General features: G+C 61.4%; 18 protein-coding genes and 2 pseudogenes. 14 read left to right on the forward strand and 6 right to left on the reverse strand.

Going from position 1 to position 22,233, the window contains the following annotated elements:
• Positions 1 to 4: 4 nt before the first annotated feature.
• Complete coding sequence (locus A4G99_RS01105; protein WP_066138341.1) at positions 5 to 955, reverse strand: phytoene/squalene synthase family protein; 951 nt, start codon at positions 953 to 955, stop codon at positions 5 to 7.
• A gap of 173 nt (positions 956 to 1,128) precedes the next feature.
• Between A4G99_RS01105 and A4G99_RS01110 the strand changes: the two genes are divergently transcribed.
• A complete protein-coding gene (locus A4G99_RS01110) occupies positions 1,129 to 1,851 on the forward strand; it encodes a rhodanese-like domain-containing protein (RefSeq protein WP_066138344.1) in 723 nt (240 codons plus the stop codon).
• Positions 1,852 to 1,923: 72 nt separating this feature from the next.
• Positions 1,924 to 2,130 (forward strand): hypothetical protein, encoded by a 207-nt coding sequence (locus tag A4G99_RS01115; RefSeq protein ID WP_066138347.1) that lies wholly within the window; start codon positions 1,924 to 1,926, stop codon positions 2,128 to 2,130.
• Here A4G99_RS01115 and A4G99_RS01120 read toward each other — a convergent pair.
• Positions 2,127 to 3,215: a CNNM domain-containing protein gene (locus A4G99_RS01120; protein WP_066138350.1), complete on the reverse strand. Its 1,089-nt coding sequence runs from the start codon at positions 3,213 to 3,215 to the stop codon at positions 2,127 to 2,129. The genes A4G99_RS01115 and A4G99_RS01120 overlap by 4 nt on opposite strands.
• 241 nt (positions 3,216 to 3,456) lie before the next feature.
• Between A4G99_RS01120 and A4G99_RS29665 the strand changes: the two are divergent.
• From A4G99_RS29665 to A4G99_RS01140, 4 genes and pseudogenes are all read left to right on the forward strand, one after another.
• Positions 3,457 to 6,502 (forward strand): annotated as a pseudogene (locus tag A4G99_RS29665) (MMPL family transporter).
• A 1-nt stretch (position 6,503) separates the two neighbouring features.
• Positions 6,504 to 7,241, forward strand: a complete 738-nt coding sequence (locus A4G99_RS01130) for a TrmB family transcriptional regulator (protein ID WP_066138353.1) — start codon at positions 6,504 to 6,506, stop codon at positions 7,239 to 7,241.
• 38 nt (positions 7,242 to 7,279) lie between these two features.
• Positions 7,280 to 7,687: a hypothetical protein gene (locus A4G99_RS01135; protein WP_066138356.1), complete on the forward strand. Its 408-nt coding sequence runs from the start codon at positions 7,280 to 7,282 to the stop codon at positions 7,685 to 7,687.
• 60 nt (positions 7,688 to 7,747) lie between these two features.
• Positions 7,748 to 8,758, forward strand: a complete 1,011-nt coding sequence (locus A4G99_RS01140) for a hypothetical protein (protein ID WP_066138359.1) — start codon at positions 7,748 to 7,750, stop codon at positions 8,756 to 8,758.
• Here the strand turns inward: A4G99_RS01140 and A4G99_RS01145 are convergent.
• The 3 genes from A4G99_RS01145 to A4G99_RS01155 all read right to left on the reverse strand — a co-directional run bounded on the left by A4G99_RS01145 (position 8,699) and on the right by A4G99_RS01155 (position 12,063).
• Positions 8,699 to 9,205: a hypothetical protein gene (locus A4G99_RS01145; RefSeq protein ID WP_223301534.1), complete on the reverse strand. Its 507-nt coding sequence runs from the start codon at positions 9,203 to 9,205 to the stop codon at positions 8,699 to 8,701. The genes A4G99_RS01140 and A4G99_RS01145 overlap by 60 nt on opposite strands.
• Before the next feature lie 49 nt (positions 9,206 to 9,254).
• Positions 9,255 to 11,573, reverse strand: a complete 2,319-nt coding sequence (locus A4G99_RS01150) for a DEAD/DEAH box helicase (RefSeq protein ID WP_066138362.1) — start codon at positions 11,571 to 11,573, stop codon at positions 9,255 to 9,257.
• 112 nt (positions 11,574 to 11,685) lie between these two features.
• Positions 11,686 to 12,063, reverse strand: a complete 378-nt coding sequence (locus tag A4G99_RS01155; protein WP_223301535.1) for a hypothetical protein — start codon at positions 12,061 to 12,063, stop codon at positions 11,686 to 11,688.
• Positions 12,064 to 12,364: 301 nt separating this feature from the next.
• On the opposite strand from A4G99_RS01155, the gene A4G99_RS01160 reads away from it, so the two are divergent.
• Both A4G99_RS01160 and A4G99_RS01165 read left to right on the forward strand, forming a co-directional pair.
• The gene (locus tag A4G99_RS01160; protein WP_223301536.1) at positions 12,365 to 13,150 is read left to right on the forward strand and encodes a HalOD1 output domain-containing protein; all 786 of its coding nucleotides are present in this window, start codon (positions 12,365 to 12,367) and stop codon (positions 13,148 to 13,150) included.
• Positions 13,151 to 13,389: 239 nt separating this feature from the next.
• Positions 13,390 to 15,420: a hypothetical protein gene (locus A4G99_RS01165; RefSeq protein WP_223301537.1), complete on the forward strand. Its 2,031-nt coding sequence runs from the start codon at positions 13,390 to 13,392 to the stop codon at positions 15,418 to 15,420.
• A gap of 36 nt (positions 15,421 to 15,456) precedes the next feature.
• Here A4G99_RS01165 and A4G99_RS28380 read toward each other — a convergent pair whose 3' ends face one another.
• Positions 15,457 to 15,591, reverse strand: coding sequence for a hypothetical protein (locus A4G99_RS28380; RefSeq protein ID WP_255358957.1), 135 nt, complete (start codon positions 15,589 to 15,591; stop codon positions 15,457 to 15,459).
• 442 nt (positions 15,592 to 16,033) lie between these two features.
• Between A4G99_RS28380 and dps the strand changes: the two genes are divergently transcribed.
• The 6 genes and pseudogenes from dps to ilvN all read left to right on the forward strand — a co-directional run bounded on the left by dps (position 16,034) and on the right by ilvN (position 22,232).
• Positions 16,034 to 16,660: a DNA protection during starvation protein gene (gene dps / locus A4G99_RS01170; RefSeq protein ID WP_066138371.1), complete on the forward strand. Its 627-nt coding sequence runs from the start codon at positions 16,034 to 16,036 to the stop codon at positions 16,658 to 16,660.
• A gap of 63 nt (positions 16,661 to 16,723) precedes the next feature.
• On the forward strand, positions 16,724 to 17,086 hold the full coding sequence (locus tag A4G99_RS01175; RefSeq protein ID WP_066138374.1) for a 2Fe-2S iron-sulfur cluster binding domain-containing protein: 363 nt from the start codon (positions 16,724 to 16,726) through the stop codon (positions 17,084 to 17,086).
• A gap of 84 nt (positions 17,087 to 17,170) precedes the next feature.
• Positions 17,171 to 17,788, forward strand: coding sequence for a heme-binding protein (locus A4G99_RS01180; protein WP_066138377.1), 618 nt, complete (start codon positions 17,171 to 17,173; stop codon positions 17,786 to 17,788).
• A 395-nt stretch (positions 17,789 to 18,183) separates the two neighbouring features.
• Positions 18,184 to 19,326: a LeuA family protein gene (locus A4G99_RS01185; RefSeq protein WP_190303656.1), complete on the forward strand. Its 1,143-nt coding sequence runs from the start codon at positions 18,184 to 18,186 to the stop codon at positions 19,324 to 19,326.
• 376 nt (positions 19,327 to 19,702) lie between these two features.
• Positions 19,703 to 21,528, forward strand: a pseudogene (gene ilvB / locus A4G99_RS01190) (biosynthetic-type acetolactate synthase large subunit).
• Positions 21,525 to 22,232 (forward strand): acetolactate synthase small subunit, encoded by a 708-nt coding sequence (gene ilvN / locus A4G99_RS01195; RefSeq protein ID WP_066138384.1) that lies wholly within the window; start codon positions 21,525 to 21,527, stop codon positions 22,230 to 22,232. Before ilvB ends, ilvN begins: the two are co-directional and overlap by 4 nt.
• The last annotated feature ends 1 nt before the right edge of the window (position 22,233 follow it).

The raw sequence follows: 22,233 nt of genomic DNA on the forward strand, positions 1-22,233 counted from the left end.
GTCGTTACCGCGTCGGAAGCGTATCCCGGCGCTCCACGTCCGACCCGCGATGCTCGGGCGTTCCGACCGGACTCACGGCGCGGAAGACGGTTTCCGGGTCGCCCGTCTTTCGCCAGTGCCAGCGAGTCTTGGCGAGCAACACGAGTTTTCTGGTGGTCCCGAACGACGGTTCCCGGGAGAGAACGTCGTAGCCCTGCGCTCGAATCACGCGGTGGTACTCGGCGTACAGCACGGCCGCGAGCAACACGGCGAACTGGCAATCCTCGGGGAGGTACTGGATGCCAGCGACGCCTTCCCGATACAGCGCCTCCGCGCGGCGGAGTTCGTCGTGCATGACGGCCGCGAACCCGTCGGTGAATTCGAGTCGTTCGATCTGTTCGTCCGTGACGCCGTGGCGTTCCCGCGTCGTCCGTGGCAGGTAAATCCGGTCCCGGTCTTCGACGTCCTCGCGCACGTCGCGCAGGAAGTTCGTGAGTTGGAACGCCTCGCCGAGCGCGGTGGCGTGCGGTCGCGCCCGGTCGGGGTTAGCCGGGTTCATCACCGAGGTCATCATCTGGCCGACGGCGGCGGCCGACCCGCGCATGTACGCCTCCAACTCCTCGTAGTTCTCGTAGCGCGATTTCTCGATGTCGGCGGCCATCGCGTCGATGAAGACGGCCACTTCCTCGTCCGAGATTCCGTGCGACTCGCGGAGGTCGTTGAACGCCTCCAGCACGGGGTCGTCGGGCGGTTTCGACCCGAGCGCTTGGTTTCGAAGCGACTCCAGTCGCTTCGACTGTTCTTCGGGTGGAACGTCGGCAGCGTCGTCCACCACTTCGTCACAGATCCGGAAGAAGCCATACAACACGTAGGTCGGATGGCGCACTCGCTCGGGCAGTAACCGAGTCGCGAGGTGGAACGTCTTCCCGGTTTGCTGCTGTATCGCCTTCCCGGCTTCTACGTGTGTGTCTTTCATGGCGTATGTGCCCCGAGAATAGTAGTCGGTACGTCGTTATTTTGAAAAAAGACGATCCCAAACCAGTTAGGTTACAGTCTTCATTTGCCGGTTTGGGGCGTTTGAAGCATTGAAATACGGTCCGAAATATCATCAAGAAAGTTAATTGCCGAGCAACTACTACGGACTCGGTAATGAATCGGCGTGAGTTTCTGGCGGCGAGTGCCGTTTCGGTCGCGGGATTGAGCGGTTGTCTCGGCCGAATCGGGTCGGGTTCGGACGCGGACTCGAATCCGAAATCCGAGGAGGGGTTCGATACCGTGGAACGATACGGCGCTCACGTCCCGCTCGCACCGATATCGGTCGTTCACGAGTGGTACGAAAAAGGCAGTGCCGAGTTCGCCGACGCCCGTGGAAAAACGCAGTACGACACGTCCCACATCGAGGGTGCGGTGCTCAGCCCTGCGCCGGACGGATTCGAGAAGGACGACCCGATCTCTCGGTGGGGGAAAAAAGACCGAATCGTCTGTTACTGTGGCTGTCCCCACCATCTCTCGTCGATGCGTGCGGGAAAGCTGATGAACGACGGATACGAAAACGTCTACGTCATCGACGAGGGATTCTGGGTGTGGCACGACAAGGGCTATCCCATCGAAGGGGAGGATACGTCGTACTCGCCCAAATCCTACGAAATCGATGGCGTCGCTGATTCGGCCTCCGCCGGAAAAACGGCGTGGGCGCGCCACCCAAGGTCGGGTCAACGGGAGGCGGCGGGAATCCGAGGGGACGGCTCGTATTCGCTCGACCTCAAATTCTACGACGTGACACCGCAGTCGACGATTACGGTTCAGACGCCGGAATACACCGTGAAGGGGACCATCGGGGACCTCTCCTCCGGAACCGTCACCGGAACGTAGATTTCAACCACCAATCGCTTTCAAAGGAGTTTCTCAACCTTTATTGTGGCCGTGGTGTGTTGGCGACACTCGATGATTCGGTGCAGTCAAGCGGACTGCGGTTGGGTGGCCATCGCGCCATCCGAGCGGGCCGCGTTGAACCAGTACGAAGCACACCTCCTCGAAACGCACGTCGAGACGGTCGAAGCGGAGATTCCGGACGGGTACGTGCAGGTGCGAACCGAGGACGGCGAGTGGAAGACGATGCGGGCGGAAGACGCGCGCGAGTTCCACGACTAAGCTGTGACTTCCCTGTCGGTCGGGTCCTCCAACTCCCCGAGGACCTCCTCAAACGCGTCCGTCGCCGTCACCAACCCGATGACGTCGCTTCCGTCCAACACCAACGCGAGTTCTTGATGTTGCGCCTGAAACAGGTCGATGGCGTCGGCGACGCTCGTGTCGCCAGCGACCGTCATGGGGTCGTGTGCGATGTCGGTTAGGGAAACCTCCCCGTCCCGGAGTTCGTCGTACTGACCGATGATGCTGGGTGCGTAGATGATACCCCGAAACTCGTCCAGCGACCCGTCGATGAGGGGGAATCGAACGACGGGGGTCTCCCGCATCCGCCGGATGTTCTCCTCGATCGGTTCCGTGGTCGAGAGGGCCACGATGTCCTCGCGTGGGATCATGATGTTCCGGACCGGGACACGTTCGATCCGGAGCGCGGCCAATATCTCCTCCTCCCGTTCCTCCGGGAGGTCCTCCACTGCGGCGAGAACGTCCCCCATCCGTCGATGGAGGTCTGCCCTGCTCGCGATTTCCTGCTCGCCGTCCTCGCCGTCTTCGCCCTCGGTCCACGAGCGCTCGATGTCGATACCGAACAGCGAGAGCAGTCCCTTCGCGGTTTTATCGGCGAGGATGATGACGGGGTACATCAGTTTCGTCCACCAGTACAGCACTCCGGACCCGTATCGCGCCGCGAACTTCGTTCGCTCGATGCCGAAGTAGGTCGGCGCTTGTTCGCCGATGATGATGTGCATGAGGTTGATGACGGCGAGCGCGAGAATCGCCGAGAGGGCTTCGGTGGACCCGCTGCCGATCCCGACGGCGTCGATGATCGGATGAAACGCCGCGACGACCGCTGGTTCGGCGACCACGCCCAGTCCGACGCTGGCGATAGTGATTCCGACCTGGCACCCCGAGAGGTAGATTTCGAGGCGGTCGGTCATCTCCCACGCGCGTTGGAGTCCCTTCGACTCGTCGAACTCGGCCTTGTCGAACTGCCGAACCCGCGTCATGGCGAACTCCGTGACGACGAAGAAACCGTTCATCAGCAGGAGGAATACTCCACCGAGTATCCCGAGGACGGTGAGCAGATCTATCATTAGGTGACTCTCCATCGAGCACGGTGGTAACGTTGGTGGCAAATCGTCCGACCGTTGGTGGCAAATCGTCCGACGACTGTGATGCCCGCCGCTTTATCTCGCCAATAACTCGCGTTTCGAGAAAGTGGTCTGTGTCTTCATGTCATGGTCCGGATGAAAACCTCCACCTTTTTGACAACGCTGTCAGTAGTATTCTAACAACAGCTATGATTCAACACCGTCATGGCCCGGGAGGGCGCTCGTGAGCCTCCTCGACCGGGTTTTCGGAAACGTAACCGAGCACAGCCGCGCGGTCATCGCTGTGCTCCTCGTCATCACTGTGCTCCTCGGTATAGGGGCACCGATGATCGAGCAGTCGTCGTCGCTCGACCAGTTCCAGAGCGACAGTTCGGCCGCGAAGAAGCTGGATTTCATCAACTCGAACTTCTCGACCGGAAACGAGAACACCACGACAGTACAGGTCATCGTCAAAGGCGATAACGTCCTGAACAAGAAGGAACTCGTGAACTCGTTGCAGTTCCAACAGCGCCTGCACGAGAACGAGACCATCAACGCGACGTTGGCGAACGGGACGTCGACCAGCGGCGTCGCGAACGTCATCGCAATCGCCGCGATTCAACAGGACAAGGTCGCGGAACTCCGTGCCGACGGTGCGGAACTCAAACAGCGGGGCCAACAGCTCAATCGAACGGCGCAGGGGCTGAGTGACTCGCTCAACAAGACGCGCGGGTTGCAGGCACAATACGATCAGTTGAATGCATCCCACGAATCCGGACAGGTCGATGACGCGGCGTACCGAAACCAGTCCGCGAAGATCGAAGCCCAACTCTCCGGTGTGCGTTCGGAGGCGACCGCAAACCTCTCCGCCGAACAGGGAGCGACGTTCAACAAGTCGGCGACGCAGGCACGCGGCCTGCAGGCCAAGCTCGACGGCTTGAACGCCTCCTACCAGCAGGGTCAGATCAACCAATCGACCTACAAGCAGCAGGCAGGGGAGATTCAGTCGCAGTTCGGCAAGGTGTACAAACTCGGCACGCAAGGCGTGCTGGCCGACGAGTACGAGAAACTCGGCGAGCAGAGCGAGAAACTGCAACAGAGGCAGGAGGCGCTCCAAAACGGCTCGATGCCGACGCTCGCCCAGGAAATCGACAAGCTGCAGTCGATGAACCAGTCACAGATCGACTCCGTGACGAAGACCGTTCTCTCCGGCGACAGCAGCGGTTCGAGCGGGATGGCGAGCCAGGCGTTGGCGTTCATGCCGACCTCCTACGACCCCGGATCGACCACGGCCAACGCGACGATGATGGTCGTCTTCCAGAAACAGAAGAGCCAGTCGTCGATGGAGGGTGACACGTCCGACATCCTCGTCACGACCCAACAGGGGATGAAAACCATCGCGAACGGCGAGTTCGACGACGACGCGCTCGTCTTCGGGAGCGGCATCATCAGCGAGGAGATCAACCAGTCGATGACCGACAGCCTCGCTATCGTCGGTCCGCTGGCGCTCCTGTTCGTCATCCTGACGCTCATCATCGCGTACCGCGACCTGATCGACATCCTCCTGGGTGTAGTTGGTATCGTCTTCGTCCTCGTCTGGACGTTCGGCGCGATGGGATGGGCCGGTATCACCTTCAACCAGATGTTCATCGCGGTGCCGGTCCTGCTCATCGGGTTGGCGATCGACTACGCGATTCACGTCTTCATGCGCCACCCGCGAGGAACGTGAGGAACACCCCGATGCGAACGTTCGCGGGTCGATGCGCGTCGCGCTCATCAGCGTCGGCGCGGCGCTGACGTGGGTGACCGCGACGACGGTCATTGGCTTCCTCTCGAACATGGTCAGCCCGCTCCCACCGATTCAGGACTTCGGTGTCGTGAGTTCGGTCGGCATCATCGCGGCGCTCGTCATCTTCGGCGGACTGATTCCGGCGCTCAAAGTCGAATCCGACGAGTTCCTCGAATCGCGCGGCTTCGACCGCCGGAAACGGGCGTTCGGGACCGGCGGCGGTGTCCTCGGACGCGTCCTGACGGTCGGTGCGACGGCGGCACGTAAAGCGCCGCTCGTGGTCATCGTCCTCACCCTGCTCGTCAGCGCGGCGGGCGGCTACGGGGCGACCAAGGTTGACACGAGTTTCTCGCAGACGGACTTCCTCGCGGACAGCCCGCCACACTGGACGGAGCAGCTTCCGGACCCGTTCAAGCCCGGGGAGTACTCGGCCAAGCAGAACCTCGACTACGTCAACGACAACTTCGTCAGGCAGGATTCACAGGCACAGATACTGGTACAAGGGAATATTACGAAGGATAATACCCTCGAACAGGTCGATCAGGCGAAGGAAAAAGCGGCCAACAAGGACGTGACGATCAAGCTCTCGAACGACGAACCGCAGGTCGAGGGCCCGCTGTCGGTGATGGAGCAAGTCGCCGCTGAGAACGCGACGTTCAACCAAACGTTCACCGCGGCGGATACGGACGGCGACGGCGTGCCCGACAAGAACCTGAAGAAGGTCTACGATGGACTGTTCGCCGCCGCGCCGGACCAAGCGGCCGGCGTGATTCACCGCGATGACGGTAATTACGACGCGCTTCGCGTCGCCATCTCGCTGAAGGGCGGCGCGTCGAGTTCGGCCGTCACGACGCAGATGCGTGACGTGGCGGACTCCTTCGACGGCCTCGAAGCGACGGCGACGGGACAGTCCATCGTCTTCGAGATCGTGCAGGATCAACTGCTCGATACGGTCATCGAGAGCCTCATCATCACGATGGTCGCCGTGTTCGCCTTCCTGATGCTCATCTACCGCCTCATGGAAGGCAGCGCGACCCTCGGAGCGGTCACCCTGCTCCCGGTCGTGTTCAGCGTGGCGTGGATTCTCGGCACGATGTACCTCCTCGGCATGCCGTTCAACATCCTGACCGGGATGATTACGAGCCTCACGGTCGGGCTGGGCGTCGCGTACAGCATCCACCTCTCTGAACGCTACAACGTGGAACTCGAACGACAGGGGTCGGTCTGGGAAGCGTTGGAGGTCAGTCTAACCGGGACCGGCGGCGCACTGCTCGGCAGTGCGGCGACGACCGTGGGTGGCTTCGGTGTCCTCGCCTTCGCCATCCTCCCCGCGCTCCAGCAGTTCGGTATCATCACCGGACTGACCATCATCTACGCGTTCATCGCGAGCGTGCTGGTGCTCCCGAGCCTACTCGTCGTCTGGACGCGCTACTTCGGACCGGGTGCGCGCGGCACCATAGAAACCAAGTCCGACGCGGCCACATCCACGAGTGAGGACTGAAATGGACGAAACTGACGCCATCGACGCGCTGACCGACCTCGGTCTCTCGAACTACGAGGCCAAGGTGTTCATCGCGCTTCAGAAGTTGGGGATCGGAACCGCTCGGGACATCCATGGCGTCACCGACGTACCACGATCACAGGTGTACGGTGCGGCGGACGACCTCCAGGAGCGCGGCCTCGTGGAGGTAAAACAGTCGAAGCCGATCCAGTATCGCCCCGTGAGTTTGGCGGCGGCGAAATCGCACCTCCGCGACCGCTTCGAGCGCGCACAGCAACGCGCGTTCGACTACCTCGAATCGGCACAGAACGAGTTCGTCGATACCGAGAGCGAGCGGGAGGACGTCTGGTCCATCGACGGCGAGAACGCCGTCACCAGTCGAATCGAACAGTTGATGGAGGAGGCCGAATCGAGAATCGTCTTCGGTCTCCACGACGAGTCGCTGTACACGGATCGACTCGTCGAGATACTCCACGAGCGGTCGGATGCGGGCGTCGACGTCCTCATCATCTCCCAGGACCCATCGATGCAGGAACACTTCAGTGATCTCCGAGTCGTCATCCGCCACGACAAACCCCACGCCGAACCCGCGGGACGCATGCTCATCGTGGACGACGATACCGTCCTCATCAGCATCCTCGGTGACCACGAAAGCGCGATTTGGAGCTCCCAAACGGGATTCTCGGCGATCCTGTGTCAAACGGTCAGCTCACAGATCGAAGACGCGATCGGCGAATAACCCAATACGCCTTTCTTTCAGTCGAATTAATAGCAGGTATGAACCCGCAGCGCCGACTTTCCAGAAACCTGCTCTCGGAAGCACGGGCATATGGCTACACGCTTTCCATTTGGGGCGGTGGCGGGCTCCTGCTGAGCCAGTTCGGCACCCCGTCGGCGGCCGAGGTGTTCGCGTACGTCGGCGGTGCCATCGTGGCGTTCGGACTGCTTGCGCTCCTCACGTTCGGCGACGTAACTGCCGAACCGGACATGGAGAAGAAGATGAAGGCCACGTCGTTCGTCCACGTCTTCGCCACCATCGGTAACCTGCTGGTCAGCTACCTCCTCACGTTCGTGCTGCACGGACTTCTCGCCTTTCTCGTCGTCGGGGTGCAGACGACGTTCACCTACAACGTACTGTTGCTGCCCGAGGAGTACATCGCCCACCTGTGGCATCGCTCCGTCTGAGGGCGTTTTCGGACACGGACTGTCCGATAGTTTATCAGTTATGACGGACAACAGCCGTGTATGTCTTGGTACGCCGTCGACGCGCTAGAGGACGCCATCGAGGGGACACGCGAGTTGCTCTTCCCTTTCGATGCGGGAACGTGGCTTCGACTTGCCGTCATCGTGTTCTTTCTCGGAGGAACGAGTACGGCGTCGCCGGTGCAAACCAATATGCAGTTCTCCCCACAGTCGGGCGGTTCGTTCCCCGTCACCCCTGGTAACCTCTCGATTCCTTGGGGAAGCGTCGCGACAGTACTCGTCATCCTCGCCGTCGTCGCCGTGTTCTTGGGCCTGCTCTTCACCGCAATCGGGGCGATAATGGAGTTCGCGTTCGTGGAGTCGCTTCGAACGCAACGGGTTCACGTCCGCCGATACGCGAAATCGTATCTCGGCCAAGGGCTGTCGCTGTTCGGCTTCCAACTCGTCCTCTTTCTCATCGTTCTCCTGCCGGTGGCTGGTATCGTTCTCGTCACCGTTCCGCCACTGTTGAACGGACAGGCGAACGTCGCGCTCGGACCGTTGCTGTTCCTCGTGCCGGTGCTGTTCGTGCTTGGAGTTCTCGTCGCGTTGGTCGACACGCTGACGAAAGCGTTCGTCGTTCCCGTGATGATGGTTCGAGGAGACGGTGTGCTCGCCGGGTGGAAGGCGTTCTGGCCGACGCTCAAACGCGAGTGGAAACAGTACGGCATGTATCTCGTCCTCCGGTTTTTCATCGCCATCGCGGCGAGCTTCGTCGTTTCGCTCGTGGGCGGCTTTCTCTCCGTCGTCGTCCTCATTCCGTTCGCCATCGTCGCAATCCTACTGATCGTTGCATCCGGCGGGTTCGGCGCGCTCGGTGCCGTCCTGTCGAATCCGGCGATTGTGGCCGTGCTCGTCGTGCTCCTCGCCACCTACGTTCTGTGTGCCATCGTCGTGTTCTCCCTCGTTCGGGTGCCGATTCAGGCATACACCGGGTACTTCTCGCTGCTCGTGCTAGGCGATACGAACGGGGAGTTCGACCTCATCCCGGAGCTCCGGGAGCGGATTCGTTAGCTCAGAGTTTCGATTCGAGTTGACGGCCGACGGCGTCGTCACCGACCGGACCACAGTCCCGTGCGAGATGGACGAGCGGCGCGTTTTCCATCGTGAGCCACGCCCCGTCCCGGTCGCTGGTGACGGTGACGAGCGCTCGGTTTGCGGAAGCCCGTTGGCTCGAACGTCGTTCGTTCGCTCGCGGACGCCGACCATTTGGAGGGAATCGGTTGGGAGTTCGGTGACGACGAATCGATATTCGGGAACGTCGGGATCGTGTTCCCGGAGCGCGTCCCGGTACTCGCGCGCGAGGTGGGCGGCACGTGCGGCGTCGTCGTGCGTTTCGAATCGGGTGCCCGTGATCGGCGTCGGGCACTCGCCGCTCTCGGCACAGGTAACCGAAAACGGACCGGACTCGACGGCTAACTCCTCTATCTCGCGTCGGGTTCGTCGGAGGATGTCGTCCATGTTTAGGCTAACCTAATTTAGGTTTAGGGTTACCTAAAAGGCTTCCGACTCAGTCCGTGAGATCTGAGAGGAGGCGTTCGGCGAGTCCTTTGTCGAGCGGATCGTTCGCGTTGCCACACTGTGGCGACTGTACGCAGGAGGGACACCCCGATTCGCAGTCGCAGGCGCGAAGCATCTCCCACGTGCTTTCCATAAGCGATTCGATGGTTTCGTAGCCTTCACGGGTCAGTCCGACGCCGCCGGGGTAGCCGTCGTAGATGAAGATCGTGCTCGTTTCGGTGTGCGGGTGAAGCGGCGTGGAGATACCGCCGATGTCGCTACGGTCACAGAGCAAGTCCAGCGGGAAGAGCGAAATCATCCCGTGTTCGGCGGCGTGAATCGCACCGTTGAAATCGCCGTCCATCGTCCGTAACTCGCGCTCGATGTCGTCCGGAATCGTGAAGTAGAGCGCTTTGGTCCGGAGCGTGAGTTCCGGCAGATCGAGCGATTCGCGGCCGAGCGTCTCGTTTCGCTTCGCGTCCCGTCGCTCGAACCCGGTTATCTGCTCGCGCATCGTCACCTCGGCGAAGCGGACGGTACAGTCCTCGCGGGTCGAAAGCGTCTTCTCCGACAGGTCCGCCTCGACGGTTATCTCCTTGTCAGTGAGCGTCTTGGTGTGGTAGTCCGCCCACGTCGGCGAGAGTTCGGCCACGTCCCGCGACAGATCGAGGTCCACGACCTCGTAGGACTGACCCTGCTGGTGATAGATCGCGCCGCGATGGGCGTCGTTCAGCGCGTCGCTGAACGGGAGCGAGGCGATGACGTTTCCGTTCGAACGGTCCAACAGGTCGATCTCCCGGTCGTCGATGGTTCGCAGGCTCATTTCGTGTTGCGGGCTTCCGTCGCCGTCGTACGTCCAGCGGATGCCACCGTTCGTTTGGCGACGTTCGAGTTCCCCCCGCGATTCGAGGTCGGCGACGAGGTCGGGAAAGTTCTCGCCGAAGTACGCCCGGTCCTCGGGCGAGAGCCACGTTTCGCGGGCGGCGGAGACCACGTGTTCCGGGAGCAACTCCTCGTTCTCCGGGTTGACGACCGCCCGCTCCGGGTCGCCCGCGAAGAATTCGTCCGGGTTCGCCATTAGGTACTGGTCCAACTGATCCTCGCCCGCGACGAGCGTAACGAGGCTGGCCTCGGTTCCGCGCCCGGCGCGTCCGGCCTGCTGGAATGCCGCCATGCGCGTACCGGGATAGCCGTCGAGAAGGACGGCGTCCAGGCCGCCGATGTCCACGCCGAGTTCCAGCGCGTTCGTGCTCCACGCGCCGCGAACCTCGCCGGAGTGAAGCCCACCTTCGAGTTCCCGGCGGCGCTCGTTCCGCAGGGCCGCCTGATACGCGGCGATGTCGTTGGCGAGCGAGCGCTCCCCCCTGTTCCTGAGTTCGTCCGCGCTCTCCATCGCGTAGCGTTCGGCACCCTGCCGGGAACGGGTGAACGCGAGCGTCTGGCAGTCGCGGGTGACGAGGTCGGCGAAGATGCGTTTGGTTTCGCCGTGATTCGACTTTCGGCGTTTCGCGCCGCCGTAGCGGTCGTCCTCGTACTCCGGCGGGTTCCAGAGGAGCCAGTGGGTCGGTCCGGTGCGACTCGTGTTCTCGTCCACGAGGGCGAACGAGGACTCGGACTTGCCGGTCACGGCGCTCGCGTGTTCGACCGGATTGCCGATGGTCGCCGAACAGCAGACGAACTGCGGACTCGAATCGAATCGGTCACAGACCCGTGCGAGTCGCCGCAGGACGAGGGAGACGTGGCTCCCGAAGACGCCGCGATACTCGTGCACTTCGTCGATGACGACCGTTTCGAGGCCCTTGAAAAACCAATCCCAGAGTCGATGGGCGTAGGGAAGCAGGGCGTAATGGAGCATGTCGGGCGTCGTGAGGACGACGGTCGGCCGTCGGTTTCGCACGTCCCGTTTTTCGTTCTTGTCGAGTCGGCCGGTGTACTGGGCCACCGAGACGCGACTGCCGAACCCCAACTCGCGCGCGAGGCCGTCCAGTGTCTCCTCCTGGTCGTTGATGAGGGCGTTCTGTGGCGCGATGTAGAGGGTTCGTCCGCCGTGATCCATCGCGCGTTCGAACGCCGGGATGGTGTACCCCAGACTCTTCCCGCTCGCGGTTTGCGTGGCGATAACGACGTTTTCCCCGCCGCGAATCGCCTCGACTGCCTCGGCTTGGTGGCGATAGAGTCGGTCGATGCCACGGGTTTCGAGGGCGGATTCCAACCGCGATTCGAGGGGGATATCACGAAACTCGCCGTCGTTCCCCGGAAGCGTCTCGTGGCGGGCTATCTGCCCCTCGTAGTAGGGTCGCCCGCGCAACCAGTCGATGGTGTTCTGCACTGTGGGGTGTTTGGTAGTGGACGCTCTAACCGGTTTCGTCACTGGTGAACGACACGATACGAACGAGTAGCACCGCGATTTGTGGGACGGTTTGGGTGGGAACCGTCGGCCGTCACTCTTCGTCCAAGGGCAACACGGACGGAATCGGGTCGACCATATCCTCCCCGTACGTCCAGGAGAGAATACCGTAGTCGGCGAGTCGCGGCAGGTGTTCCTGCTCCAGGCGAATCCGTACCCATTCCTGCTCGGATTGTGTTACGTCCGTTACGGGTATTCCCTGAGAACGACTCGCGACGTTCGTCGCGAGCAGTGAAATCGGGGTCGCGGTTTCCTGCTCGGAAAGGAACAGTACGAGGTGGCGCCGTTGTTCGTTTTTGAGCAACTCGTACACCGCGTCCGGTGTGGAGAGGAGCACGTCCGGACCTACCGTATCCAAAAATTCCAGTAACTCCATGAGGACCCCCTGCCCGTCATTCGACGTGTTACCCATACCCGTTTTACTACGCTCGGAAGTATGAATCACCCGATACACGAGGATTTATTTGCTAAACGAATAATGTTGATTTTTAAAATATAATACGAATATGCTGGGACGGGGCGACGGTAAACGCCGACCCAAAACGGTAGTGATCGGGACTGGTTTTCGTATCGGATAGTGAACTCATACGGTATCGAATCTCGATCTGAAACACCAAAAGCGCTTTTGACTGTCGGCGTAGTACAACTACAGAGCTATGGGTTCAATGGAGGAGAGTGCTACATCGCCGTTCATGTGTGGTGTAGAGGAGCCGATGAGGTTCCACTACGATTGGGGAAGTGACGAAGCGCTCGGTTCGTTTATCGTTCAGCGAATGGTGGAGTGTTCGGGGGTGAGTTCCACCGAAATTCCGGAGCCGCTGTACGGGTGTATCGACCCCGACGCGCTGGAGGAGTTGTTCCAACCGCTCGCCGACGGAACGGCCCGCGCGAGCGGAAAGTTGACGTTCATGTTCGCAGGTCACTACATCACCGCCAGCAGCGACGGGACGGTCGAAATCGAATCCGAACTCGGTCGGTTGAAACGGACCGGTGGTAATCTACTGCTCACCGGCGACGTTCCGGCGGATCTATTCGAGGAGTTGAGCGTGCAGTTCTTGGGCGCGCCATCCAACGACAGGACCCACCTGTTCGCGCTGTACGGGCGGGACGTGGACGTGGCTCGGAAGCGTCTTTCACGTGCCAACGCAAATCCCGCTCAAGCGCACATCCTGACCCACGAAGTGGCGGTGCGCTCGGCGACGCAAGCACAATCGAACGCGTTTTCGGACCGACTGTCCGCCTCGTCCGTGGAAGGGTCGCTCGACGACTTCCAAACCGCGATTCAAGACGAATTATTGGAACTTCAGTACGAGAATCGGGGATTCGAGCCCGGGGAGTTACGGTTCTGTTTGGATTCGCTACAGTTGCTTTCGAACGAGGAAGGGTCGGATGCTGTGGAACGTCCTTGCGGAAGATCACGGAAACCGTCGAGGAACTGTCCGGAATCGGTCAGTACATCTTCCCAGGTGCGTTCGATTCGGATTCCGTTCAAGCCGTAGAGCCGTTGTTCGACGTAACGATCGAACTGAAGCTCGACCCGGACGGACCGAAGCAGCGATGGCATCTGCACGAGACGAGCCACACGACGACGTGGTTCCCGCTCTGACGTTTTTCGGCCGGGGTGCCGACGGAGTTTCGCACCCCACCGTCGACGGTATCGTCGTAGCGCTACAGCCCGAAACCGAGCCCTCAATGTGAAATGAAACCGATATTTCGACAGAGTGTCGAGCAAACGGGGTTGACCATCGTCGACCCCATTCACCGACGCCAGTTCCCGATTCGGACGCCGACCTCCGTCAGTCCGCTTCCGGCGGACGACGACCAGTTCTACTTCCCGGTCGACAACGCGGCGGAAATCAGGACGGACAAACTCGTCCTCCCGTACATCGTCATCACGCACGTCCGTTCGTTGGACGGCACGGTTCTGGCGGAAGCCGGTGAGTTTTCGTACGAACAGTTCCCCGAAGGCGAGTATCTCGTCGAACTGAACGCGCCGATTCGAATCTATCTGCGGGTTGCCGGTGAGTTGACCATCGCGTCATCGACCGACAGGATGGAGTTCGATTTCGGGACGGAAACGGTGGTCCGAATCGGGGCACGGTCGTATCACGAACACCCCGAGGGGACCGTGACGACGACGGCGGAACCGGCGGACGTGATGGCCGCCGTCTCCGCGTTCGGATCGTCACTGAAGACGCTGAGTTGTGAGCGGTCGTTGCCGTCGCTCAGGGGTCATCCCCCGAAGATCGAACTCGGGGACGAACTACACGTTCCAGACGGACTGACTCCGCCGGAGACGGGTGTTCGGATAGAACTCCCGCCGGAACTGCCGATGATCTATTCGGCGAGTTCGCTCGCCTACTATCTGGGAGCAACCGTCGTTCCGGGCGAGGAACCGAGGCTCGTGACGGACCGGGGATTCGTTCACCCGCTCGACCACCCGGAACGCGGGTACGAGGGTGAGATCGAACGCGTGCTCGTCCAATCGTTGTTCTTCGACTGTGTGACGCGAACCGAAGGGTTGTACCAGATACCGCTTCACGAGCGGCAGGTGGTCGAACCGCTCCTCGACGTGTCGTTCGAGGAGTTGTACGAACGCGACCTCGCGGAACAAGTCGAGACTTATCTCGACATTCCGTTCGACGTTATCCGAGAACACGTGCCGACGTGGCTGTTATCGACGACCGTCACGAACGATATCGCCAACGTCGAGACGATTCCGTATCTGGTGAACAACCTGTCGCTCATCTCGACGCCGGAGGAGAACCATCGCAGGTCGATACCGAAGACGCCGGATCCGATCGACAGCTTCCTGCGAGGGACGGAAACACAGAGAGGGCAACAACAGACGACGTCCGACCCGTACGTCGCACCGACGTCGACGGACGCACTGGAACACGCGTGGCTCGGTCACGGGATGCCTATCGGCGCGAACAAACTGATCAAATCCGCCTTCGAGAACAAACTGGAGCGGTCGTCATCGACGGAGGGTATCGACATCACGGTGGTCTGTAACGAACAGGAGATGAGTCCGGAGTTCGACGCCGGGGACGACCTCTACGGCAAACGGGACGAACTCGCGTTCGATATCGACGTGCATCGGAACCTCTCGACGGACGAACTGGAGTCGGTGCTCACCACCCCCACAGACTTCCTCCACTACATCGGTCACATCGAGGAGGGCCGTTTCATCTGTGCCGACGGGGAACTCGATATCGAATCGGTCGACGATGTCGCGGTCGATACGTTCCTGTTGAACGGTTGTCGGTCGTACGAACCGGGAATCCAACTCATCAACTCCGGGAGCATCGGCGGCATCGTCACCTACAGCGAAATCGCGAACAAAAGCGCGATACCCATCGGCCGAACCATCGCGCGCCTTCTCAACCGGGGCTTCTCGCTTCGATCCGCTCTCGTGATCGTTCGGGAACAGCAACTGGTCGGCAATCAGTACATCGTCGTCGGCGACGGCAGCATCGAGATCGCACAGAGCGAGAGCGGGACGCCGTACCTCTGTCATCTCGACGCCGACTGTGAGGACGGATACGAGTTACGACTCACGTCGTATCCGACCGTCGATTCGGGGATGGGTTCCCTGCTGACCCCCTTCATCAACGATGTCGAGACGTATTTCTTGAACGGCGGAGAAGTGAATACGTTTCACGTGGAGAAGGAAGCGCTGATTCAGTTCCTCCGTCTCGAACAGACGCCGATCATTATCGACGGCGAACTCACGTGGTCGACCGAATTAAATCTCGAATCGCTGTAAAAACGCGTCTCACTTGAATCGCTGTGACAGAACTCGTTATCGGATGGTTCCACAGCCAGCGGCAGCCACGTTACCCGTCTGGGTAAGCAGCAAGCAGATGGCGAACAGCACGCCGATCATTCGTGGGTTCTCGGTCAGGTACGTCGTTAACGTGTCATTGCTCTCGGACATCACATCTGATCCCTGGCACCCCGGGAGAATAGCTTTTTCTAAATGATAACTAGAGGAAATAAATTAGAATATGTCTACCCATCCCAAGAGAAACTAGACCGTGCCGGGAAGTAGTCCCTCACGGACGTTTCGAATGGGGTGATTTCCCTTTCGACGCGGCGTTCTCATTGCTGTGTATCCCCTAATGTTGACTATCCACTTGAGTAACCACCGATTACGTGCCGTAATCGGGCTGTCGCGCCTCTTCCGAGAGAGAAGGACCGCTCGACGGGAGAATCGTGTCGTTCCACGTCCCACTACTGGTCGGTAACGTCTCGAATCACGACGACCCGCCAAAACGTATATTGCCCAAAAAAGTAGGAGTACTTCAAAATATCGACCAGTTTTCCGAAGAAAATTTTAAGGAAATCGGAACCGATTGTGGTTTTCGGGGTTAGAAACCATGTCAGATAGTAAAAAGCACGGCTCCGGAAGCGTTTCGCCGGGGGACACGAGCGATCGAGTGGGAATGCAGGTGATCCGTGAGCGGGGTGGCAATCCGGAGGAGATCCGTGAGACGCTCATCGACGCAATCGGGGCGGAATTCTCCACGTACTACTACTACACCAACCTCCGAACCCATCTCGCGGGCTACGAGGACTACAAGGAGATCACCGAGGACGCGCGACTCGAAGACCGGTCGCACTTCGAACTCGTGATGCCACGCGTGTACGAACTCGGCGGACACATCCCCGTCGACATCGGCGACTTCATGAATCGCGCGAGTTGCCCGCACGCCGAACTGCCGGACGACCCGACGGCGGAGAACATCCTCGAAGTCCTCCTCGAAGCGGAGCGCTGTGCGATCCGAACGTGGTCCGAAGTCTGTGATATGACGCAGGACTGTGATCCGCGCACCTACGACATGGCGAGCAGGATCCTGCAGGAGGAGATCGACCACGAGGCGTGGTTCATCGAACTGCTCTCGATGGAGCGCGACGGCGAGGTCAACCCCGCCGGTCACTTCGTCCGCGATCAGCCCGGAGACGCGCCGTACTCCAAGAACCGCTCGTTCAACGACTCCGCGTGAGCGTCCGGTTCCCGACCGATTTCCGGCCGACAACCACATTTTCTTCCGTCCGTAACTGTGCCCGTGAGTTCCTACACCGTCGAAATCGAAGTCCCCGCCGATTGCGACATCGAACAGGCGGGCGAGACGGTCGAAATCGACGTTCCGGAGGACGAGTACATCCTCGCCGTCGCCCGAAATCAGGGCCTCTGGCTCCCCGCCGACTGCCAACAGGGGTGGTGTACCACCTGCGCGGCCGAACTGCTCTCCGGTGACGTGGACCAGTCCGACTCCCAGCGCTACTTCGACGTGGACCGCGAGGAGGACATGATCCTCCCGTGCACCGCGAAACCCTGCTCGGACCTCTCGCTGGAAGCCTGCCAGTACGAGGAGATGCTGGACCATCGGGCCGACCACGACAAGCCGCCCGGAACCTCGAAACGATGACGACGTGGGACGGCCTCTCGAAAGGATTCTGTCTCGTTCTAGTTGGGGAGTAGGTACTTGCCCGTCCCCGGCGTATGTCATTCGATGGCACGAATCAGCAGAACGCTCGCGCTCGGGACCGCCGTGGCGCTCGGTGCCGCGTGGGTCGGGTGGGGGGCGTACATTCGACGGAAGACTGACCAGGTGCCGTACACGACCGCGCTGCACGTCGACGGGGTGGAGATCCGGCGGTATCCGGACACCGTGGTGGCGCGGACGACGGCCGACACCCAGAACGAAGCGTTCCAACGGTTGTTCCGTTACATTCAGGGGGACAACCGGTTGGGAGAGGAGATCGAGATGACCGCGCCGGTGTCCACCGACTCCGAGACGATCGAGATGACGGCACCCGTCGCGTCCGAACCCTCTGAAACGGGCATGGAGATGTCGTTTTTCCTGCCGGGCGAGTACACGGCGGAAGGCGCGCCCAAACCGACCGACGAAGCCGTCTCGGTCGAAGCCATCGGCGCGCGAACCCTCGCGGTGCGCTCGTTTTCGTGGTACGCGACGGCGGATCGGGTCGAGGAAAACCGACAGCGGTTGTTCGACACCCTTTCGGCACACGACTTGACGCCGAACGGCGAGTCGTTCCTGTTGCGATACGACGACCCGTGGACGCCGCCGTTCATGCGCCGGAACGAGATTGCCGTGGAGTTGGAGTGAGATCGGCGTCCAACTTCCGCTGATACGGGTTGTGTTGTTGTGGACGATGCGTGTCGTCCTCAGTGGGGCGTACTCTGCGCGCGACGATTTTCACAGCAAATATAGTCGGAATATCGGGGGACTGGAGCGTGATCGGGGCGGTGTCGGCAGTATGAATACTACCGCATCGTCCGGAGTGCCTTAGCTACCTTAAACACATACCATCACGACGATGTCGTGCGATTTCCGCAATCCGAGCGGCGAGTCCACAAATTAAAAATCATTGATAGCATCTGTCTTAGCGTTACTTATAAATAGGAGGATGGCTCTCACATCGAGTACAATGTCACACAACGACATGACCCCCAAAAGGGGGGGTCGAGTTCTTCGAGGGCACACTAGCCCACACCGACGAGATTGAATCAGTTAGAATTTTCGACACGACGCTCCGCGACGGGGAGCAGACGCCACGCACCTCGTTCTCGCCCGACGAGAAGCGTGAGATCGCGGCGACGCTGGACGAGATGGGAACCCACGTCATCGAGGCTGGCTTCCCGGCCAACGGCGACGCCGAGTTCGCGGCCGTCCGCGACATCGCGGAGTCCACTGACGCCACGACGTGTGCCTTGGCACGAATCGTCGACGGCGACGTGGAAACCGCGCTGGACACCGGCGCGGAGATGGTGCACGTCTTCGCTTCGACCAGCGACGTGCAGATAGAGGATTCGATGCACACCACGCGCGAGGACGTGCTGGAACGCGCCATCAGTTCGGTCGAGCGCGTCGCCGAGGCGGGCGCGATTCCGATGTTCTCGCCGATGGACGCCACGCGAACGGATCCCGAATACATGGCCGAGATCGTCGAAGCCGTCAGCGAAGCGGGTGCCGAGTGGATAAACATCCCCGACACCTGCGGCGTCGGCACGCCGAGTCGCTTCGCGGAGTTGGTGGCCCACGTCAGTGAGCACACCAACGCGCGTATCGACGTGCACACGCACGACGACTTCGGCATGGCGACGGCGAACGCTATCTCCGGCGTCGAGGCCGGTGCCGACCAAGTTCAGGTCAGCGTCAACGGCATCGGCGAACGCGCCGGAAACGCGGCCTTCGAGGAGGTCGTCATGGCCGTCGAGAGCGTCTACGGTGTCGATACAGGTATCGACACGCAACGAATCACCGAGCTGTCAGAGATGATCGCGGAGTACAGCGAGGTCGAGACGCCGGTCAACAAACCCGTCGTCGGGGCGAACGCGTTCGCCCACGAGAGCGGGATTCACGCGGCGGGCGTCATCGAGAACAGCGACACGTTCGAGACTGGCGTGATGAAGCCGGAGATGGTCGGGGCCGAACGCGAGTTCGTCCTCGGCAAACACACCGGAACGCACGCCGTTCGAAAACACCTCCAGCAGTCCGGGTTCGTCCCGACGGAGGCCGAAGTCCGGAAGATCACCCGCAAGGTCAAGGACCGCGGCGCGGCGAAGAACCGCGTGACGGTGAGCGACGTACAACGTTTCGCCCGCGAGCTGGGCGTCGATTCTCACGAGGAGGTCAAGGCATAACCATGTCCCCTCGCGTTTTTTACACGGACGGAGAGCGGCCGCTGACACGCGGGTGCAAGAATTGCCCGTCACGCAAAGATTATTTGGGTATCACCACGAACGGTGATAACACAGATGCCACGAGAACGCTTGACCCACGGTTCGCCGGTGTCGAGCGTTGCGGCCGCGGAGCGCGTGCTCATTATTGTAGGGGTCTAACTACCCCTCATCTATTCTTCACCCCGAACCAGAACGAATCGAAATCCAATAGCACGACGCATAGGTCCAAACCGATGACAGGCACACGACAGCAAACCGGCACGTATCGACCGACGAACGACTATCGACCGGCGGCCCACCAGCCGTCGGCCGACACGCGAACAGAGGTGACGAAGGCGTGAGCGAGCACACGGCACAATCCGTCTCCCGCGAGACGGACGAGAAGCCGGAAACGGGAGTCACGGATTCGGCGGCACCGAATGACGACGATTCGACCACCGGCGACGACACGACAGAGCCCGCGCGGGCGACTGGCGCCCACGCGGTCGTCTCGACGCTCGAATCGGCCGGTGTCGAGACGATGTTCGGCGTGCAGGGCGGGGCCATCATGCCCGTCTACGACGCGCTGTTCGACTCCGACATCCATCACGTGACGATGGCTCACGAGCAGGGTGCGGCCCACGCCGCAGATGCTTACGGCGTCGTCACCGGCGAACCGGGCGTCTGTCTGGCGACCTCAGGGCCGGGTGCGACGAACCTCGTCACCGGCATCGCGGACGCCAACATGGACTCGGACGCGATGGTCGCGCTGACGGGACAGGTCCCGTCCGGATTGGTCGGCTCCGACGCGTTCCAGGAGACCGACACCACGGGCGTGACGGCCCCCATCACGAAGCACAACTACTTCGCGGACGAGTCGGACGCCATCGGCGACATGGTCGGCGAGGCGTTCGCGCTGGCCGAAACCGGCAGACCCGGCCCGACGCTCGTGGACCTGCCGAAGGACGCGACGATGGGCGAGACCGAGAACGAACCGGGGAAGACCGAAACCCCTTCGACCTGCTCGCCGCAGACGGAGGCCGACGCGGCAAACGTCGAAGCCGCCGCGAAAGCCATCGAAAGCGCCGAAAAACCGCTGTTGCTGTTCGGCGGCGGCGTCGTCAAAGGGAACGCCTGCGAGGAGGCGCGAAACTTCGCCACCGACCACGGGATTCCCGTGGTGACGACGATGCCCGCAATCGGCTCCATGCCCGAAGATCACGACCTCTGTCTCTCGTGGGCGGGCATGCACGGAACCGGCTACGCCAACATGGGCGTCACGCACTGTGACGTGCTGATAGCCGTCGGCTGTCGGTTCGACGACCGACTGACCGGCGGTATCGACACGTTCGCCCCGGAGGCTGAGGTCGTTCACATCGACATCGACCCGGCCGAGATTTCGAAGAACGTCCACGCGGATTACCCGCTCATCGGCGACGCGGGGACGTCATCGAACAGGTCGATGCGGCGTTCTCGACGGACGGGGACGAAGACCGAGACGACTGGGCGGCATGGCGCGAGCGGTGTCGAACGTGGCGGGACGAGTTCCCGCTGACATACGACACGCCCGAGGACGAACCGCTGAAGCCGCAGTTCGTCGTGGAGGCGCTGGACGAGGCCACCGACGACGACGCCGTCGTCACGACCGGCGTCGGCCAGCACCAGATGTGGGCCGCCCAGTTCTGGACGTATCGAAGCCCGCGTACGTGGGTGTCCAGTCACGGACTGGGGACGATGGGCTACGGACTGCCCGCGGCAGTCGGAGCACGTTTCGGAGCGGACGACGACCAACAAGTCGTCTGCATCGACGGCGACGGTTCCTTCCAGATGACGATGCAGGAACTCTCCGTGGCCGTGCGCGAGAACCTCGACATCACCGTGGCCATCCTGAACAACGAGTACATCGGGATGGTCCGCCAGTGGCAGGACGCCTTCTTCGAGGGTCGACGGATGGCCGCCGACTACGACTGGTGTCCCGAGTTCGACAAACTGGCCGAGGCGTTCGGCGCGAAGGGATTCGCCGTGGATTGTTACGACGAAGTGGCCGACACCATCGAGGAGGCGCTTGCCTACGACGGCCCGTCGGTCATCGACTTCCACGTTGATCCCGCTGAAAACGTCTATCCGATGGTGCCGAGCGGCGGTGCCAACGGTAAATTCGCCCTCTCGGAGGACCAACTATGAGCGGCGAAGAATCGACGGACGACGGACCGTCTCAAACCCCATCCGCGGGCATGCCCGGCACGGCTCCCGACGAGCGACCGCATCCCGAAGGTCGCCGGAACGAGCAGGGTATCCGCATCGACCCGGAGGCGGAAGCCGAACCACGGCGACGGACCGCCGTGGTCTCCGCGCTGGTCGAACACGAACCGGGCGTCCTCTCGCGCGTCTCCGGGCTATTCTCCCGGCGACGGTTCAACATCGAGAGCTTGACTGTCGGGAAGACGACCGTGGACGGCCACGCCCGCATCACGCTCGTGGTCGAGGAGACCGAATCCGGAATCGACCAAGTGGAAAAACAGTTGGCGAAACTCAAGCCGGTCATTCAGGTGGGCGAGGTCGATGACCCCGCCGTGCGCGCCGAACTGGTGCTGTTGAAAGTTCGGGGCAACAAGCCGGACGAGGTTCACGCTATCACGCAGATGTACGAGGGCCAGACGCTGGACGCCGGGCCGCGAACCATCACGGTTCAGATCACCGGTGACCAGCAGAAGATCGACGACGCGGTGGACGCCTTCCGCCAGTTCGGCATCATCGAGATCGCACGGACCGGCCAGACCGCCCTGGCGCGCGGCGACACGCCGACGACGCCGGGCGAGGAACCGGGTCATTCGACCCAGCCACCAGAGGACCCGCACAGCGCGACGAACGACGAAGCAGACAACTGAG

Origin of the sequence: Haladaptatus sp. R4 (assembly GCF_001625445.1) — an archaeon.
Lineage (GTDB): Archaea > Halobacteriota > Halobacteria > Halobacteriales > Haladaptataceae > Haladaptatus.

Coding starts and splice junctions, on each gene's coding strand:
- A4G99_RS01105 (WP_066138341.1), bottom strand. CDS start 955: ATGAAAGACACACACGTAGAAGCCGGGAAGGCGATACAGCAGCAAACC.
- A4G99_RS01110 (WP_066138344.1), top strand. CDS start 1,129: ATGAATCGGCGTGAGTTTCTGGCGGCGAGTGCCGTTTCGGTCGCGGGA.
- A4G99_RS01115 (WP_066138347.1), top strand. CDS start 1,924: ATGATTCGGTGCAGTCAAGCGGACTGCGGTTGGGTGGCCATCGCGCCA.
- A4G99_RS01120 (WP_066138350.1), bottom strand. CDS start 3,215: ATGATAGATCTGCTCACCGTCCTCGGGATACTCGGTGGAGTATTCCTC.
- A4G99_RS01130 (WP_066138353.1), top strand. CDS start 6,504: ATGGACGAAACTGACGCCATCGACGCGCTGACCGACCTCGGTCTCTCG.
- A4G99_RS01135 (WP_066138356.1), top strand. CDS start 7,280: ATGAACCCGCAGCGCCGACTTTCCAGAAACCTGCTCTCGGAAGCACGG.
- A4G99_RS01140 (WP_066138359.1), top strand. CDS start 7,748: ATGTCTTGGTACGCCGTCGACGCGCTAGAGGACGCCATCGAGGGGACA.
- A4G99_RS01145 (WP_223301534.1), bottom strand. CDS start 9,205: ATGGACGACATCCTCCGACGAACCCGACGCGAGATAGAGGAGTTAGCC.
- A4G99_RS01155 (WP_223301535.1), bottom strand. CDS start 12,063: ATGGGTAACACGTCGAATGACGGGCAGGGGGTCCTCATGGAGTTACTG.
- A4G99_RS01160 (WP_223301536.1), top strand. CDS start 12,365: ATGAGGTTCCACTACGATTGGGGAAGTGACGAAGCGCTCGGTTCGTTT.
- A4G99_RS28380 (WP_255358957.1), bottom strand. CDS start 15,591: ATGTCCGAGAGCAATGACACGTTAACGACGTACCTGACCGAGAACCCA.
- dps (WP_066138371.1), top strand. CDS start 16,034: ATGTCAGATAGTAAAAAGCACGGCTCCGGAAGCGTTTCGCCGGGGGAC.
- A4G99_RS01180 (WP_066138377.1), top strand. CDS start 17,171: ATGGCACGAATCAGCAGAACGCTCGCGCTCGGGACCGCCGTGGCGCTC.
- ilvN (WP_066138384.1), top strand. CDS start 21,525: ATGAGCGGCGAAGAATCGACGGACGACGGACCGTCTCAAACCCCATCC.